Origin of the sequence: Aquaspirillum sp. LM1, from assembly GCF_002002905.1 — a bacterium.
Taxonomy (GTDB): Bacteria; Pseudomonadota; Gammaproteobacteria; order Burkholderiales; family Aquaspirillaceae; genus Rivihabitans.
The window spans coordinates 2,993,804-3,009,373 of the sequence record NZ_CP019509.1; the positions used below are offsets into that span (position 1 = coordinate 2,993,804).

Genomic DNA, 15,570 nt, shown 5'->3' on the forward strand with positions numbered 1-15,570 from the left:
GCGTCGTCCCTGCGCAGGCGGGGACCCAGGCAAGGTACTACGGCGTGTTGACGGTGACATTGCCCTGGCCGCCGTTTGTTGAGGATTTATCCATTCCACGCTGTGGTGAGTTTCTGGATTCCCGCCTTCGCGGGAATGACGAGGTGGGGTGCGACGGGCGGTGGATTGAATTGCGGGGAGTGACGTATCTCAGGCCGTGGCATTTCGCTTGGTGGCAGTCAGGCAACGGTCGCGCGCCTCCGTCTGGTTTTTTGCCCTCCGTCGCGTCGTCCCCGCGCAGGCGGGGACCCAGGCAAGGTACTACGGCGTGTTGACGGTGACATTACCCTGGCCGCTGTTTGTTGAGGATTCACCCGTCCCACGCTGTGGTGACGCTGGATTCCCGCCTGCGCGGGAATGACGGGGTGGGGTGCGATGGGCGGTGATTGAATTGCTGGGTGTGACGTATCTCAGGCCGTGGTATTTCGCTTGGTGGCAGTCAGGCAACGGTCGTGCGTCTCCGTCTGGTTTTTCACCCTCCGTCGCGTCGTCCCCGCGCAGGCGGGGACCCAGGCAAGTTTCTACGGCGTGTTGACGGTGAAATTACCCTGGCCGCTGTTTGTTGAGGATTCATCCATCCCACGCTGTGGTGAGTTTCTGGATTCCCGCCTGCGCGGGAATGACGGGGTGGGGTGCGGCGGGTGGTGCGTGGTGGAAATGACCCGCCGAGCGGGCTGGCAGTGCGTACTGTCTGTTTTTCTGACTTGATTTTGATCGAACCTTGAAGGGAACAAGATGAAAAAGCTGCTGCTGTCGATGTCCTTGCTGGCCAGTTCCATGGCGTTTGCCGCTGATGAGCTGCACCTGTACAACTGGAACAACTACCTGACCGAAGCTACGGCCAAGCGCTTCGAGCAATCCTGCAAGTGTAAGCTGGTGCAGGATTACTACGGTGACAACGAAGAAATGCTGGCCAAGCTGGCTGCCGGTGCCAAGGGCTACGACATTGTGGTGCCTACTGGCTTTGCCGTGCAGACCCTGATTGGCCAGAAAGCCGCTGCGCCGCTGGACAAGGCCCAGCTGGCTAATCTGAAGAACGTCAACCCTGGCTATATGGGCGGCTTCTTCGACAAGGCCAATGCCTACTCGGTGCCGTACTCGTTTACCACCACCGTGCTGGGCTACAACGAAACCCAGCTGCAAAAAGCCGGCGTGCTGGACAAGGCCAATAGCTGGGCGCTGATTTTTGATCCGGCAGTGGTGTCCAAGATCAAGGGCAAGGTCACCGTGCTGGATTCGCAGCGCGAGCTGATGTCGGCGGCGCTGATGTATCTGGGCTACCCGGCCAATGAAACCGACCCGGCCAAGTGGAAGCAGGCCCAGCAGGTGATCCTCAAGGCCAAGCCGTACTGGGCCGCTTTCAACAACCAGAGCTATATCAAGGAACTCACCCTGGGCAACGCCTGGGTGTCGCTGGGCTATTCCAGCGACCTGTTCCAGGCCCAGCAGGATGCCATCAAGGCCAAGCGTCCGTTCAAGCTCGGCTTTGGCCTGCAACAGGAAGGCAACACCCTGTCGCTGGATAATCTGGTCATCCTGAAAGATGCGCCGCGCAAGGATCTGGCGCACAAGTTCATCAACTTCATGCTGGATGGCAAGAACGCCGCCGACCTGACCAACGAAGTGGGTGCCGGCAACCCCAACCAGGCGGCGATGCCGAACGTCAAGCCGGAAATCACCAAGCTGTCGGCCATTTTCCCCAGCAAGGAAGCCCTGCCCAAGCTGCAACAGCTGCAGGACCTCAACAGCAAGCAGCGTCGTGACATGAACAAGCTGTGGTCGGAAATCAAGCTGAAGTAAGCCCGCCCATGCTCACCCCCGGCCCCGTGCCGGGGGCGTGTGCCCACCATGCCAGCTGACCTTGCGCGGCGATGACCGCGCCCATTCTGCCTACGCTGCCACCTGCGCCCCATCGGGTGCCGCACTGGTTCGCCCTGTGTTATCTGGGGGTGATTGTGGTGGTCAGCCTGTATCCGTTTACCGACTGGGAAGACAGCGGCCAGCCCTGGCTGGAGTTTCTGTTTTACCCTCTGCCGTATTACCGCACCAGTTTTGACATTGGCGTCAATGTGCTCGCCTACCTGCCCTATGGTCTGGCGCTGGCCAGGGTGTTTCGTCCGGCCTGGCTGGGCGTGCTGGCGGCAGTGTGCCTGGGCGGGCTGACCAGTGTGGTAATTGAAATTGCCCAGCTGTATCTGCCGGTGCGGGTGGCGTCCAACCTGGACGTGCTGTGCAACACTGGCGGTGCCTTGCTGGGGGCCTTGCTGGCCACCGTGCCGTGGAGCGTGCGTCTGGGCCTGCTGCTGCGCCGTGCCCGTCGGCGCTGGCTGGTGGCCGACAGCAGCGCCGATTACGCGCTGATGCTGGGCGCGTTGTGGTTTCTCACCCAGATCAACCCGGCCACCACGCTGTTTGGCGTGGTGGTGATGCCGGAAGGCCTGCCGCAGCCGTTTGAATCGCCGCTGGCCAATCCGGCCTTATTTCTGTTTTTGCTCGAAGCTGGCGGTGCCATGCTCAATCTGACCGCCACCTTGTTGTTCATCGCCAGTTTTCTGGCCCGTCGTCGCGACCATGCTCAGGTGCTGGCCGGGTTTTTTCTGCTGGCCTGGCTGTTCAAGGTGGTGGCGGCAGCGGCCATGCTCAAGCCGGTCGCTTACTTTGCCTGGATCAACCCGCATGTGCTGGCCGGGCTGGCGCTGGGTGGGGTGCTTACCTGGTTGCTGACCTACGCCCAGCGCTGGCTGCAAACCGCCATTGCGCTGGTGCTGCTGGCCTTGGCCCAACTGGTGGCGGCGCAGTGGCCGCTGGTGGCCACCCACGACGACCAGCGCGGCCTGTTCCGCTGGGCCTACCATCTGACCAACATCAATGCCTTATCCGAGTTTGCCAACCATCTGTGGCCATGGGCAGCGATGGCATGCTTGCTGATTTCTGCACTGCGCCAGTTCCGACGCGAACAGTGGTAGGCCCACGCCGGGTCAGCGCGCTGCCTCTGGCGGCGCATGGCATACCACGCATAGCTTGTTGCCATCCGGATCGCGAAAGTACGCCCCGTAATAGTCGGCGTGGTAATGCGCACGCAGGCCGGGCGCGCCGTCACATTGGCCGCCGTGCACCAGTGCCAGCTGGTGCGCCGCATCCACCTGCGCCCGGCTGCTGGCCGACAGCGCCACCATCTGCCCATTGCCTGGCTGATGCGGCTGGCCATTGTAGGGATGGCCAATCAGCAGCAAGGGCCGCTGGCCACCTGGGCTGTGCCAGCCGGCCCAGGGCGTGTCTGGCTGGCAAAAGCGCTGTTCCAGGCCCAGTGTGGCCATGAGGGGCGAGTAGAACGCCAGCGCCCGGTCAAACTGGCTGACGCTGATGAATACATGGGAAAACATGGCGCGCTCCTGAACAATTGGTTTTTCTCAATGCCCGTCCGCCAGATGGTGCTCTGCCGGTTCGGCGCAGCGCCGGGCAAATTCGGCCAGCGAAATATCCAGCGCTGCCTCGCCGGGGGCCAGCACCCCGCGCAAGACTTGCGCCTGCACGGAATGACGACGGAACGGCAGTGGCGGCAGGATGAACAACTGGTACAGCTCACCCAGCAAGATATGCTCGGCCCGGCCTGTCAGCAGCCAGCCATCCTGCCGGGTGCGGCTGACATAGCCGGCGCGTGCCAGAGTGTCGAGCAGGTGGCCCAGCTCATCATAGCCCGTGTGCACCCGGCGGCGCAGGTCGGCCAGCTGCAGACTGCGGCCCTGCTGTTGCGCCTCGTTCAGTTGCAGCAGGATTTCCAGCACATGCAGCAGACGCCGGCTGTTGTTGGCCGGCCCTTGCCAGGCGCGGTCGGCCCAATAGGGCAAGGTGGCGGTGAGCACGGCACCAAACAACACCACCAGCCAGATCAACTGCAGCCAGATCAATAAAATCGGAAACGCCGCAAATGCGCCGTACACCAGTTGGTAGGACTTGGCCAGATCCAGATACAGGGCAAACCCGGCCTGGGTCAGCTCCAGCAGCAGCGCGGCACAGCCAGCCCCCATCAGCGCATGACGGCGCGGGACATGCCGGTTGGGGGTGAGGCTGTACAAAATCGCCAGAATCAGCGTGGTCAGCAGCAGCGAAGTCAGCCATTGCAACAGGCCGGATATCAGCGGTGCCTGGCTGCCCAGCCCGCTGGCGCGCATCAGCCGCGCCAGGCCAGACAAGCCCCCGCCCAGCAGCAAGGGGCCCAGGGTCAGGATGGCCCAGTAGGTGAGCATCTGCCGGGCAAACGGGCGCGGGGTGTTCACCCGCCAGATGGTGTTGAAGGTGCGTTCGATGGTCAGCATCAGCGACAGCGCCGTGGCCGCCAGCAGCACCAGCCCCACCGCCGTCAGCCGGCCAGCGTTGTCGGCAAACTGGCGCATGTATACCGAAATGATCTTGCCGGCAAAGTCGGGCACCAGATTGGCCAGCAGAAACAGCTTGATGCGGGCGCTGTAGTCGGCAAACACCGGAAACGCCGACAACACGATCAGGCCCAGGGTCAGCAGCGGCACCAGCGACAGCAAGGTGGTAAAGGTCAGACTGGCGGCCACCTGCACGCAGCGGTCTTCCACCAGCAGGCGACGCACGACAAAGGCCAGAAAGCTGACCAGTTCGCGCAGGCGACGGGGCAGCAGACGGGCAAGCGCAAGGCGGGGAACGGCAATCACGGGGCGGCTGACGGAAGCGGTAAAGCGGCTATTGTCCGGGCAAGGCTGGTCTGGGCACAAGCCCGGCCTTGCCCCGAGGTACAATGCCAGCTCTGGCGGCCTATGGGCCGTGCGTAGTTCTCAAGAGGAGCCTGTTCATGCACGATATCCTGGTGCTGTATTACAGCCAGCATGGCGCGGTCAGACAGCTGGCGCAGCTGATTGCCCGTGGCGTGGAATCCGTCCCCGGTTGTCAGGCGCGGCTGCGTACCGTGCCGAAAGTGTCTACTGTATGCGAAGCCACTGCCCCGGCCATTCCGGACTCTGGCGCGCCGTATGTCGAGCCGATTGACCTGGTGGAATGCGCCGGCCTGGCGCTGGGCAGTCCCACCCGGTTTGGCAATATGGCGGCGGCGATGAAGTATTTTCTGGATGGCACCACCGGGCACTGGCTGAATGGCGCGCTGGCGGGTAAACCGGCCTGTGTGTTCACCAGCACCTCCAGCCAGCACGGCGGCCAGGAAAGCACCCTGCTGTCGATGATGCTGCCGCTGCTGCACCACGGCATGCTGCTGGTGGGCTTGCCCTATACCGAACCGGCGCTGTCCGCCACCCAGACCGGCGGCACCCCCTACGGCGTCAGCCATGTGGCCGGGGCCAACAACGACCGGCCCATTTCCGACGACGAACGCAAGCTGGCGCTGGCCCAGGGCAAGCGGCTGGCCGAGGTGGCGCTGAAGCTGCGGGGATAAAAAAAACCCGCCAGGCCCCAGGCCCGGCGGGTGAACACAACACCCTTGCAGCACATCAACCGAGAATCTTGCCTTAACGCTTGCCGTGGCGCGGCTGCGGCATGGCTTGATCGAACGCGGTTTTTTGCGTGTCGGTCAGCGTGTCGTAGAAGCGGCGGGTTTCGTCCTTCATCGCTTCCATCGACTTCATGCGCAGCTGCATATGCTCGCTCATGCGCTCCATCCGTTCCGGGGCGCGGGTGGGTGGGGTTTGCTCGCGCATTTTGTCAAACTGCTCGCGGTGCTGCTTGGCCTGTTCACGCACAAAGTCGGCATAACGCTGCCAGCCGGCTTGCTGGCCATTGCTGAGCTTGAGCGCGCTTTTGAGTTTATCCAGCCGGGCATCCACCTTGGCCGGGTCCATGGCGGCGTGCATGTGGCCCATCATGCGGCCATGCATCGGGCCATCACATCCGGCGGGGGGCATCGCCCACGCCCCGGCAGACAGCAACCCGGCACTCACACCCACCACCACCAGCAGACGACGCAACGAGGTACGCAACATAATCAGTTCTCCTTCACTCAGTTTGAGATGACACGGCCACGACCGCTGTCGTGATGGAGCCATTAAACGCCAGTGATGTAACCTGGGCATGTCCTGCCGCCGGCAAAATGTAACGTAGTGTTGCCAGCGCCAGACCGGTTAACTGCTGTTACCCGAAACTTGCCCGCAGGCCGGAACGGCGTTGGATAATGCCGGCATGGATACTGCTGATCATCTGCTGGTCGTTGACGACGACCGCGACATTCGCGAACTGCTGACCAACTACCTCACCCGCAATGGCTTTCGCGCCACGGCGGTGGCCGACGGGCGTGCCATGCGCGCCGCACTGGCGGCGCATGCGTTTGATCTGGTGGTGCTGGACGTGATGCTGCCCGGCGAAGACGGCCTGACCCTGTGCCGCGAACTGCGCGCGCGCTCCAACCTGCCGATTCTGATGCTGACCGCGCGCGGCGACGACCTCGACCGCATTGTCGGGCTGGAGATGGGGGCTGATGATTACCTGCCCAAGCCGTTTAACCCGCGTGAACTGCTGGCGCGGATCAAGGCCGTGCTGCGCCGGGCGCGCTCCCTGCCAGACAATCTGCACGCGCCACAGCACAGCTTTGCCCGGTTTGACGGCTGGACGCTGAACTTCGACACCCGCACCCTGCACGACCCAGCCGGTGAGGCAGTGGAATTGTCTGGTGCCGAGTTTCGTTTGCTGAAAATCTTTGTCGAGCGCCCGCACCGGGTGCTCAACCGTGACCAGCTGATGGACCTGCTGCATGGCCGCGATACCGAGCCATTTGACCGCAGCATTGATGTGCAGGTCAGCCGCCTGCGCCAGCGCCTGGGCGACGACGCCCGCGAGGCGCGGCTGATCAAAACCGTGCGCGGTGAAGGCTATGTGTTCACGGCACCGGTCAGCTTGTCTGGAGAGCCGGCATGCGACTGATGCCCCGCTCGCTGTTTGCCCGGCTGGCGTGTTTGCTGGTGGCCGCGGTGGCAGTGGCCCTGGCGGCCAGCACCTGGCTGATGCACCGTGACCGGGGCGAGCAGTATCTGCGCAGCCGCATCGAGTTCAATGCCCACCGGCTGACCGATCTGGCGCGCTGGTACGACTCGCTTGGCCGCGCCGAACGCGAGCGCCTGGCCCCGCTGGTGTCCCTGCCTGGCCTGCGCATCCGCCTGGCCGTGCCTGGTGCCCGCCCGCCCGAGCGCGAGTTTTTGCCGCCCGGCGCACAATTGCTCGAACTGGCGCTGCGTGACGCTGATCCGCAGCGCAGCGTGGAACTGCACCGGATCGAGCGCCAGCCGCCCGACCTGGATGCCCCGCCGGGCCGGCGCGTGCAAGTGTGGTTGCGCCTGGCCGATGGCGACTGGATGGTGGCGCAGGTGCGCCTGACCGGCGGCGGTCACGCGCCGCCGCCCCCGCCGTTTCTTGGCCAGCTGGCCGCCACCCTGGCAGCGGTACTGCTGGTGGCACTGATTGCCGCGCGCAGCATGACCCGCCCGCTGGATCAACTGGCCGATGCCGCCGATGCGCTGGGGCGCGACCTGAAACGGCCACCGCTGACCTTGCGCGGCGCGCAGGAAGTCCAGCGCGTTGCCCAGGCGTTCAACCGCATGCAGGCGCAATTGCTTGAGCACCTGGACACCCGGATCAAGCTGCTGGCGGCGATGAGCCACGACCTGAAAACGCCAATTACCCGGCTGAAGCTGCGCGCCGAACTGCTCGACGAGGACGAGGTGCGGGAAAAATTCATCCGCGACCTGGATGAAATGCAGGCGCTGGTACAGGAAACCCTGGCCTATCTGCGCGATGAAGTGGCCGGAGTCAGCCCCGAGCTGTGCGACCTCAACAGCCTGCTCGACGCCTGGCTGGCCGACCGCGCCGAACTGGGCCAGCAGCCGCAGCGCCACGGCCAGGCACAACGCCCCTTGCGCACCGCCCCGGCAGCGCTGCGCCGGATTGTGGACAACCTGCTGGACAATGCTTACCGCTATGCACCGGGCGACGTCAGCCTGACGTTGCACGACGAGGGCGATAGTGTGACCCTGAGCATTCGTGACCACGGGCCGGGGATTCCCGCCGAGCAGTTGGAACGGGTGTTCGAGCCGTTTTACCGGCTGGACAGCTCACGCAATCGCAGCCTGGGCGGCAGCGGCCTGGGCCTGACCATTGCCCGCCATCTGGCCCATCAACTGGGCGGCAGCTTGCGGCTGGATAGCCCGGCGGAGGGTGGGTTGTGCGCGGTGGTGTGTTTGCCAAGGCGTTAAGTTGCGCGTGACATGGCGCGGGGCACCGCCACATCGCCAGCCTCTCTCGCCAGGTTTTTTGCTGGTGTCTGACCCGGTGCGCGGCAAGCCCCGCCGTTCAGAGCGGGGAAGGATAGCGCGGACGGCGTAGCCGTCCTTGCCGTCGATGGGGGTGGACTGTATAAAATACCAGTATGCAACGCCTTCAAGCCTACAAATACGAATTGCGGCCAGACGGCCAGCAAGAGCGGCAAATGCGCCGCTTCGCTGGCTCGTGCCGCTTCGTGTTCAACAAGGCATTGGCCTTGCAAAAGGAGCACTACGAGCAAGGCAAGAAAAAGCTCGGCTATCAGGGCTGTGCAAGCTGCTCACCGAGTGGCGCAATGGATCTGAAACGCCGTGGCTGGCCGATGCGCCCGTTCATCCGCTGCAACAGACGCTCAAGGACCTGGAGCGCGCTTACGCCAACTTCTTCGCCAGACGCGCTGATTTTCCGCGTTTCAAGAAGAAGGGCCAGTCCGACAGCTTTCGCTATCCAGACCCGAAACAGATCAAGCTCGACCAGGCCAACAGCCGAATCTTCCTGCCCAAGCTCGGCTGGCTGCGCTACCGCAACAGCCGGGAAGTGCTGGGGGTGGTGAAGAACGTGACCGTCAGCCAGTCCTGCGGCAAATGGTTCGTGTCGATCCAGACCGAACGCGAGGTCGAGCAGCCAATTCCAAAGGGTGGAGCAGTCGGCATCGACCTGGGCGTGGTGCGCTTTGCCACGCTCTCGGATGGCGCGTTCCATGCCCCGCTCAACAGCTTCAAGCGACACGAGACGGCCTTGCGCCGCGCGCAGCAGGCCATGAGCCGCAAGACCAGATTCAGCAGCAACTGGAAGAAGGCAAAGTCCAGAATCCAGCGCATTCACGCCCGCATCGGCAACGCCCGCCGCGACTTCCTGCACAAAGCCACGACCACGATCAGCCAAAACCACGCGATGGTGTGTATCGAGGACTTGCAAGTGAGAAACATGTCCAAGTCGGCAGCAGGCAGCCCCGAAAAGCCGGGGAAGCAGGTTCGGGCCAAGTCCGGCCTGAACAAGTCCATCCTCGATCAAGGATGGGCCGAGTTCCGCTGCCAATTGGACTACAAACTGGCGTGGAACGGCGGGCATCTCATCACCGTGCCGGCACAGAACACCAGCCGCACCTGTCCGTGCTGCGGCCATGTGTCGGCGGACAACCGCCAGACGCAAGCCCGGTTCCAGTGTGTTGAGTGCGGTTTTAAGGAAAACGCCGATGTGGTCGGCGCGATCAACATCCTGTCTTGCGGGATGCAACGATTGCGAGACGAAGGGCAGGACACGGCGGACGCTTCCGCCGGGCGGGAAGCCGCAGCCCGGATCGCCTGTGAAGTGAGCGGTGCAGTCATGCCGCCAGCAGCAGGAACCCGCCGAAGCGACTTATGCCGGCTCGATGCCGGGATGAGCGCCGTAGGAATCCCCCGACTTTAGGCGGGGGAGGATGTCAAAGTTGCCATCCTGGTCTCACCCCGAGACCACACATCAGTTAAAATGCTGGCTTGGTTTGTAAAAAAATGACGAATTCATGGGTGTGGGCAAGGCGATTTGCTTCAGCGGTTGAGTGGGAGACGACGCTTGAGCGCTATGTGAACACTTACAACCAGCAGATTCCGCAGCGTGCGCTCAACCTTCTTTCGCCCATTCTGGTGCTGAAAGAATGGCAGAAGAAGAAACCCGAATTGTTCAAGAAGTGCGTTTATAACCAGGCGGGACTTGACGCTCTGGGTTCTTGAGGCCACCGTAAAACATGCCCACTCAAACGCTCCCTTCCCCGCTCGCCCACGCCCTCACCCCAGACGGCCTGATTGTGTGCACCTTGCGCGCACTCTGGCCCGAAGCGCTGGCGGTGTATGCTTTTGGCAGCCAGATGCAAGGTCAGGCCGGCCCTGACAGCGATCTTGATCTGGCGCTATTGCTACCCGCTTATGCCGACCCCCTAGTACGCTGGGATGTGGCCCAGCAGCTGGCGATTGCGCTGGGCTGTGACGTGGATTTGCTCGACCTGCGTGCTGCCAGCACGGTGATGCAATATCAGGTGATTACCACGGGCCAATGTCTTTGGGCGCAGCAGCCGGCAGCGGGTTTGTTTGAATGCTTTGTGTTGAGCGAGAAACTGGATTTTGACGCCGCTCGCGCCGGGTTGCTGGCGGATATTGCCCAGCAAGGAAAAGTCTATGCGTGATGATGTGTTGTTCAACAAGGCGGCCACGATTGAGCGTTGTGTGGCGCGGGCAAAAGAAGAATTCACCGCTGCTGGTGATTCTTTTGCTACTGATTTCACTCGCCAGGATGCGGCAGTGCTGAATGTGCAACGGGCGTGCGAAGCGGCGCTGGACATGGGGCAGCACTTGATTCGCCACGAAAAACTGGGCATTCCACAAAGCGCACGCGATGTGTTTGCTTTGTTGCATGCTGGCGGCTGGATTGATTCGGCCTTGGCGGTCAATCTGCAAAAGATGGTCGGATTTCGCAATATCGCCGTGCATGACTATCAGGCCTTGCTGATTCCGATTGTCACCGAGGTGATTCGTCATCATCTGGACGACTTTTTGCGCTACAGCCAGCATCTGCTTCAGCGCGCCCATAAGACCCCTTAGGCTCACCTCAAGAAACGCTAAAAATGGCCATTCCCACCCCAACGGGAATCCCGTATTTTGATTGTGTTGGGTTTGGCTTTTGGCAAAGGCGGTTCTGGGGCGATTGTGCCAGGCCGGTCATGCACGTTTTCTGTCCGGCTGCTTGTCCGTTTCCCGACAAGCCACACGACACGACACGGTGGGTGTTCAACAAGTAGTTGATATAAATCAATATTCCTCATGGCGCGGGTTTTGCTCGCATCCCTGTCAGCACCAGCTCTTGAGGAGTGTCATCGTGGAACTACCCGTTATCAGCAGCGCGCCCACCAGTGGCTCAGGCTGTTCATCCAGTGGCTGTGGCTCGGCGCCTGATGCCATGGCGCACTTGCCCGACGCGATCCGTCAAAAAGTGCAGGATCACCCCTGTTACTCGGAAGACGCTCACCACTATTTTGCCCGCATGCATGTGGCAGTCGCGCCGGCCTGTAATATTCAGTGCAACTACTGTAACCGCAAATACGATTGCGCCAACGAATCCCGCCCCGGCGTGGTGTCCGAGCTGCTCAACCCGCAGCAGGCCGTTACCAAGGTGCTGGCCGTGGCGGCCACCATTCCGCAAATGACCGTACTGGGCATTGCCGGCCCCGGCGACCCCCTGGCCAACCCGTCGCGCACGTTTGAAACCTTCCGCGAGCTGTCGGAAAAAGCTCCGGACATCAAGCTGTGCCTGTCGACCAACGGCCTGACCCTGCCGCAGCATGTGGACGAGATTGCCAAACACAATATCGACCACGTCACCATCACCATCAACTGTGTGGACCCGGAAATCGGCGCGCAGATCTATCCGTGGATTTTTTGGGAAAACCGGCGGATTCGCGGGGTGGAAGCGGCGCGCATCCTGATTGAGCAGCAGCAAAAAGGGCTGGAAATGCTCACCGCACGCGGGATTCTGGTCAAGGTCAACTCGGTGATGATTCCGGGGGTGAACGACCAGCATCTGAAAGAAGTGTCCAAGGTGGTCAAGGCCAAGGGTGCTTTCCTGCACAACGTGATGCCGCTGATTGCCGAAGCCGAGCACGGCACCTACTACGGCCTGATGGAGCAGCCTTCGCCCACGCCGGAAGAATTGCAGGCGCTGCAGGATGAATGCGGCGGCGATATGGCAATGATGCGTCACTGTCGTCAGTGCCGCGCCGATGCGGTGGGCCTGTTGGGTGAAGATCGCGGTGCCGAGTTTACCCTGGACAAGCTGGAAGACATGCACGTCGATTATGAAGCGGCGATGCAAACCCGTCAGGAAGTGCGCGAAAACCTGCTGGAACAGCTGGCCGCCAAGCGCGCCGGCGGTGCCCCGGCCCGTCCGGCTGGCGTGGCGGCAGACAGCCGGCCTGTGCTGATGGCGGTGGCCGCCAAAAACGGCGTGGTCAGCGAACACTTTGGCCATGCCCGTGAGTTTCTGGTGTACGAAGCCTCGCCAACCGGCGTGCGGTTGATGGGTCATCGCAAGGTAGACCTGTACTGCAACGGTGCCACTGACTGTGGCGATAGCGGCGAAGGCGGCCAGCCCGCCGGGTCGATTCTCGACCAGATCATTCACGCCCTGTCTGGCTGTGAGCAGGTGCTGTGCGCGCGGATTGGCTTTGAACCGTGGGGCCAGCTGGAGGCTGCCGGCATTCAGCCCAATGGCGAACACGCCATGGAGCCGGTGGAAGACGCCGTGCTGGCGGTGTATCAGGAAATGGCAGCTGCCGGCAAGCTGGCGGCTCCGGTCAGCAAACTGGACAAGGTGGCGTAAATGGCTCTGCAAATTGTCGATCTGTGCGTCAACTGCTGGGCGTGCGTGGACGTCTGTCCCAATCAGGCCGTGGTGGAAGACATCCCACACTTCCTGATCAACGACCAGGCCTGCACCGAGTGTCTGGGCGACCACGCCGAAGCGCAGTGTGCGGCGATTTGCCCGGTGGAAGGGGCCATTGTCAACGAGCTGGGCGAGCCGCTCAACCCGCCCGGCTCGCTGACCAACATTCCGCTGGAGAAGCTGCGCCAGCTGGGCCTGCTTGATCGGGAGGCCGCGTAATGGCCGAGCTGATCTTTTATGAAAAGCCCGGCTGCCAGGGCAACGCCCGACAAAAAGCCCTGCTGCGTTCGGCTGGCCACCAGCTGACCGTGCGCAATCTGCTGACCGAACCATGGACAGCGGAGCGCCTGCAGGGGTTTTTTGGCGATCTGCCGGTGGCGCAGTGGTTCAACCGCAACGCCCCTGCAGTGAAGTCTGGCGAGGTCAACCCCGACGCGCTGGACGCCAGCAGCGCGCTGGCGCTGATGGTGAAGCGACCGATCCTGATCCGTCGCCCGCTGCTGGAGCTGGGCGACGAGCGCTGGGTGGGCTTTGACCCGGCGGCGCTGGATGCGCGCATCGGCCTGAATGGCGTGGCAGTGCCCAACGGCAATCTGGAAGCCTGTTCACACCACGGCGCCGACGCGGCGGCGCATGCCGCCGCGTGCCATGCAGAGGGGCACGCACATGAACATTGTTCACCCTGACCAGGCGGTTGAACTGGCCCCCGGCGTGCACTGGATTGGCGCGCTGGACCCTCACCTGCGCCGTTTCGACATCATCCTGTCCACCGCCAATGGCACCAGCTACAACGCGTATCTGGTGCGTGGCGAACACGGCGTGGCGGTGATCGACACGGTGAAGGAAGGTTTTGCCGACGATTTTTTTCGCCGGCTGGAGTCGGTGGCCCGCTACGACGAAATCACCACCATCGTGCTCAATCACCTGGAGCCCGACCACAGTGGCGCGTTGCCCGAGCTACTGCGCCGTGCGCCCAATGCCCGCGTTTACCTGTCGGTGCGCGCGCAGATGATGCTCAAGGCGCTGCTGAAGCCTTCTGCCGGCGTGGCTCCGCCCGAATACACGCCGGTGACCACCGGCGACACCATCGACCTAGGCGGGCGCACGCTGGCTTTTTTCCATACGCCCTACCTGCACTGGCCAGACACCCAGTGCACCTGGCTGGTGGAAGAAGGCATGCTGTTTTCCGGCGACGTATTTGGTTGTCACTACTGCGACCCACGCCTGTTCAACGACCGGGTGGGCGATTTCCGTTTTTCGTTTGAATATTACTACGCCCACATCATGCGTCCGTTCCGCGCGCATGTGCTGGATGCGCTGGAACTGCTCGATCCGCTGGACATCCGCCTGATTGCCCCGGCGCACGGGCCGATCCTGCGCCACCGTCCGCGCGACTACCTGGCCCGTTACCGGGAAATGGCCACCCCGCGTCTGGCGCTGGATACCGACGCCCAGGGCGAAAAAACCCTGGCGGTGTTTTATCTGTCTGCCTACGGCAATACCCGCAGCATGGCCGAGGCGATTGCCGTGGGTGCCGAGCGGATTGCCGGCGTGCGCGTGTCGCTGTTTGATCTGGAAGGCGGCGAAACCGCGCATTTTATTGACCTGATCGAAGCCGCCGACGGCCTGGCCTTTGGCAGCCCAACGCTGAACGGCGATGCCGCGCCGCCGATCTGGTCCTTGTTGTCATCGCTGACCACGGTCAACGTCAAAGGCAAGTTTGGCGCGGCGTTTGGCTCCTACGGCTGGAGCGGCGAGGCGGTGCGCCTGATTGAAGACCGCCTGCGTGGCCTCAAGCTGCGCGTGCCGGTGGAAGGCCTGCGCCTGAAGCTGGTGCCCGACGCCGCCGAGCTGGACGCCTGCCGCACCCTGGGCGAAACCCTGGCCCGCCACCTGGTGGGCGAGGCCATGCCACGCGAACTGGACATGGCCAGCCTGTGATGACTTCGTACTGTTCCCGACCTTTTACCCTGGAGCCCGCTCATGGCCAAAGCCAAAGTCACGTTTGAAGATATCGGTGTTTCGGTCACCGTTCCCGCCGGCACCCGGCTGATTGAAGTGTCGGAAAAAGTGGGAGCCGGCATTACCTATGGCTGCCGCGAAGGCGAATGCTGCACCTGTCTGACCAAGGTGGTGTCGGGTGCTGAAAACCTGGCCAGCCCATCAATGCTGGAAGACCAGGTGCTGAAAGACAATATGGCCCCGCGCAACCACCGACTGGCCTGTCAGGCGCAGATTCTGGGGGGCGAAGTGGTGGTGCGGCCTGCCTAACTGGCCTGGGCCGGGCTGGGCGCATCGGGACTCCTGACGCCCTGCCGGCTTGCAGGCTCGCCGCGCCGTGCGCGGCACCTTATCGCGATTTGTTCAGGGCGTGTTGTGCCGGGCAAATCGCCCGGTTTTTTCCCACCCCAGGAGCAACACCATGGCGCTGATTACTTTTTCCAGCCATTTGCACAAAGACAAGACGGTGTACGCCGTCGCCGGCAGCCTGACCCAGACCATTCTGTCGCTGGCCAAGGAAAACCACATCCCGATCGACTTCGGCTGTGGCAATGGCGAATGCGGCACCTGTCTGGTCAAGGTGTCGTCGGTTGACACCAAGCGCTCGCCGATGGGCGGCCCGCTGACCGACCGCGAAATCAATGTGCTGAAAGAAATGGGCCACATCACCCAGGCGCAGATCGAACAAATGCGCGTGGACGACATTCCGCCGACCCAATGGCGGCTGGCTTGCCAGATGATCGTGCGTGACGAAGACATTCTGGTTGAATACCCGAGCAAATAAGCCCGGCACGCTCCGCCATCTGGCCTGACTGCGCCAGACGGCGGGGATGC

The 15,570-nt window shown here is 62.6% G+C and carries 17 protein-coding genes and 1 pseudogene; 15 read left to right on the top strand and 3 right to left on the bottom strand.

The window, feature by feature from the left end:
* Positions 1-774: 774 nt before the first annotated feature.
* Positions 775-1,839 carry a PotD/PotF family extracellular solute-binding protein gene (locus BXU06_RS12890; RefSeq protein ID WP_077300331.1) on the top strand — a complete coding sequence of 355 codons (1,065 nt, stop codon included), beginning with the start codon at positions 775-777 and terminating at the stop codon, positions 1,837-1,839.
* A 71-nt stretch (positions 1,840-1,910) separates the two neighbouring features.
* Positions 1,911-3,005 (top strand): VanZ family protein, encoded by a 1,095-nt coding sequence (locus BXU06_RS12895; protein ID WP_077300335.1) that lies wholly within the window; start codon positions 1,911-1,913, stop codon positions 3,003-3,005.
* Between the two features lie 12 nt (positions 3,006-3,017).
* Here BXU06_RS12895 and BXU06_RS12900 read toward each other — a convergent pair whose 3' ends face one another.
* Together BXU06_RS12900 and BXU06_RS12905 are read right to left on the bottom strand one after the other, a co-directional pair.
* Entirely contained in the window at positions 3,018-3,422 is a 405-nt protein-coding gene (locus BXU06_RS12900) for a VOC family protein (protein WP_077300338.1), read from the bottom strand.
* Positions 3,423-3,449: 27 nt separating this feature from the next.
* The gene (locus tag BXU06_RS12905) at positions 3,450-4,721 is read right to left on the bottom strand and encodes a YihY family inner membrane protein (RefSeq protein WP_253189463.1); all 1,272 of its coding nucleotides are present in this window, start codon (positions 4,719-4,721) and stop codon (positions 3,450-3,452) included.
* Between the two features lie 137 nt (positions 4,722-4,858).
* On the opposite strand from BXU06_RS12905, the gene wrbA reads away from it, so the two are divergent.
* On the top strand, positions 4,859-5,452 hold the full coding sequence (gene wrbA, locus BXU06_RS12910; protein WP_077300341.1) for an NAD(P)H:quinone oxidoreductase: 594 nt from the start codon (positions 4,859-4,861) through the stop codon (positions 5,450-5,452).
* A gap of 73 nt (positions 5,453-5,525) precedes the next feature.
* Here the strand turns inward: wrbA and BXU06_RS12915 are convergent, their stop codons facing one another.
* On the bottom strand, positions 5,526-5,996 hold the full coding sequence (locus BXU06_RS12915) for a Spy/CpxP family protein refolding chaperone (RefSeq protein ID WP_077300344.1): 471 nt from the start codon (positions 5,994-5,996) through the stop codon (positions 5,526-5,528).
* A 196-nt stretch (positions 5,997-6,192) separates the two neighbouring features.
* Here BXU06_RS12915 and BXU06_RS12920 point away from each other — a divergent pair, with 196 nt between their 5' ends.
* The 12 genes and pseudogenes from BXU06_RS12920 to BXU06_RS12975 all read left to right on the top strand — a co-directional run bounded on the left by BXU06_RS12920 (position 6,193) and on the right by BXU06_RS12975 (position 15,520).
* The gene (locus BXU06_RS12920) at positions 6,193-6,930 is read left to right on the top strand and encodes a response regulator (RefSeq protein WP_077300346.1); all 738 of its coding nucleotides are present in this window, start codon (positions 6,193-6,195) and stop codon (positions 6,928-6,930) included.
* Positions 6,921-8,255: a HAMP domain-containing histidine kinase gene (locus tag BXU06_RS12925; RefSeq protein WP_077300349.1), complete on the top strand. Its 1,335-nt coding sequence runs from the start codon at positions 6,921-6,923 to the stop codon at positions 8,253-8,255. The genes BXU06_RS12920 and BXU06_RS12925 overlap by 10 nt, the downstream gene beginning before the upstream one ends.
* A gap of 253 nt (positions 8,256-8,508) precedes the next feature.
* Complete coding sequence (locus BXU06_RS12930) at positions 8,509-9,732, top strand: transposase (protein ID WP_253189464.1); 1,224 nt, start codon at positions 8,509-8,511, stop codon at positions 9,730-9,732.
* Between the two features lie 110 nt (positions 9,733-9,842).
* A pseudogene (locus BXU06_RS12935) lies at positions 9,843-10,034 on the top strand (IS481 family transposase); the annotation flags it as partial.
* A gap of 14 nt (positions 10,035-10,048) precedes the next feature.
* Positions 10,049-10,483, top strand: coding sequence for a nucleotidyltransferase domain-containing protein (locus BXU06_RS12940; RefSeq protein WP_077300355.1), 435 nt, complete (start codon positions 10,049-10,051; stop codon positions 10,481-10,483).
* Entirely contained in the window at positions 10,476-10,898 is a 423-nt protein-coding gene (locus tag BXU06_RS12945; RefSeq protein ID WP_077300358.1) for a DUF86 domain-containing protein, read from the top strand. Before BXU06_RS12940 ends, BXU06_RS12945 begins: the two co-directional genes overlap by 8 nt.
* Positions 10,899-11,172: 274 nt before the next feature.
* Complete coding sequence (gene nifB, locus BXU06_RS12950) at positions 11,173-12,672, top strand: nitrogenase cofactor biosynthesis protein NifB (protein ID WP_077300361.1); 1,500 nt, start codon at positions 11,173-11,175, stop codon at positions 12,670-12,672.
* Positions 12,673-12,954, top strand: a complete 282-nt coding sequence (locus tag BXU06_RS12955; protein ID WP_077300364.1) for a 4Fe-4S dicluster domain-containing protein — start codon at positions 12,673-12,675, stop codon at positions 12,952-12,954.
* On the top strand, positions 12,954-13,421 hold the full coding sequence (locus BXU06_RS12960; RefSeq protein ID WP_077300367.1) for an ArsC/Spx/MgsR family protein: 468 nt from the start codon (positions 12,954-12,956) through the stop codon (positions 13,419-13,421). The genes BXU06_RS12955 and BXU06_RS12960 overlap by 1 nt, the downstream gene beginning before the upstream one ends.
* Positions 13,402-14,676: an FprA family A-type flavoprotein gene (locus BXU06_RS12965; RefSeq protein ID WP_077300370.1), complete on the top strand. Its 1,275-nt coding sequence runs from the start codon at positions 13,402-13,404 to the stop codon at positions 14,674-14,676. The genes BXU06_RS12960 and BXU06_RS12965 overlap by 20 nt, the downstream gene beginning before the upstream one ends.
* A 42-nt stretch (positions 14,677-14,718) precedes the next feature.
* Entirely contained in the window at positions 14,719-15,006 is a 288-nt protein-coding gene (locus BXU06_RS12970) for a 2Fe-2S iron-sulfur cluster-binding protein (RefSeq protein WP_077300373.1), read from the top strand.
* 151 nt (positions 15,007-15,157) lie between these two features.
* Positions 15,158-15,520 carry a 2Fe-2S iron-sulfur cluster-binding protein gene (locus tag BXU06_RS12975; RefSeq protein ID WP_077300376.1) on the top strand — a complete coding sequence of 121 codons (363 nt, stop codon included), beginning with the start codon at positions 15,158-15,160 and terminating at the stop codon, positions 15,518-15,520.
* Positions 15,521-15,570: the final 50 nt, after the last annotated feature.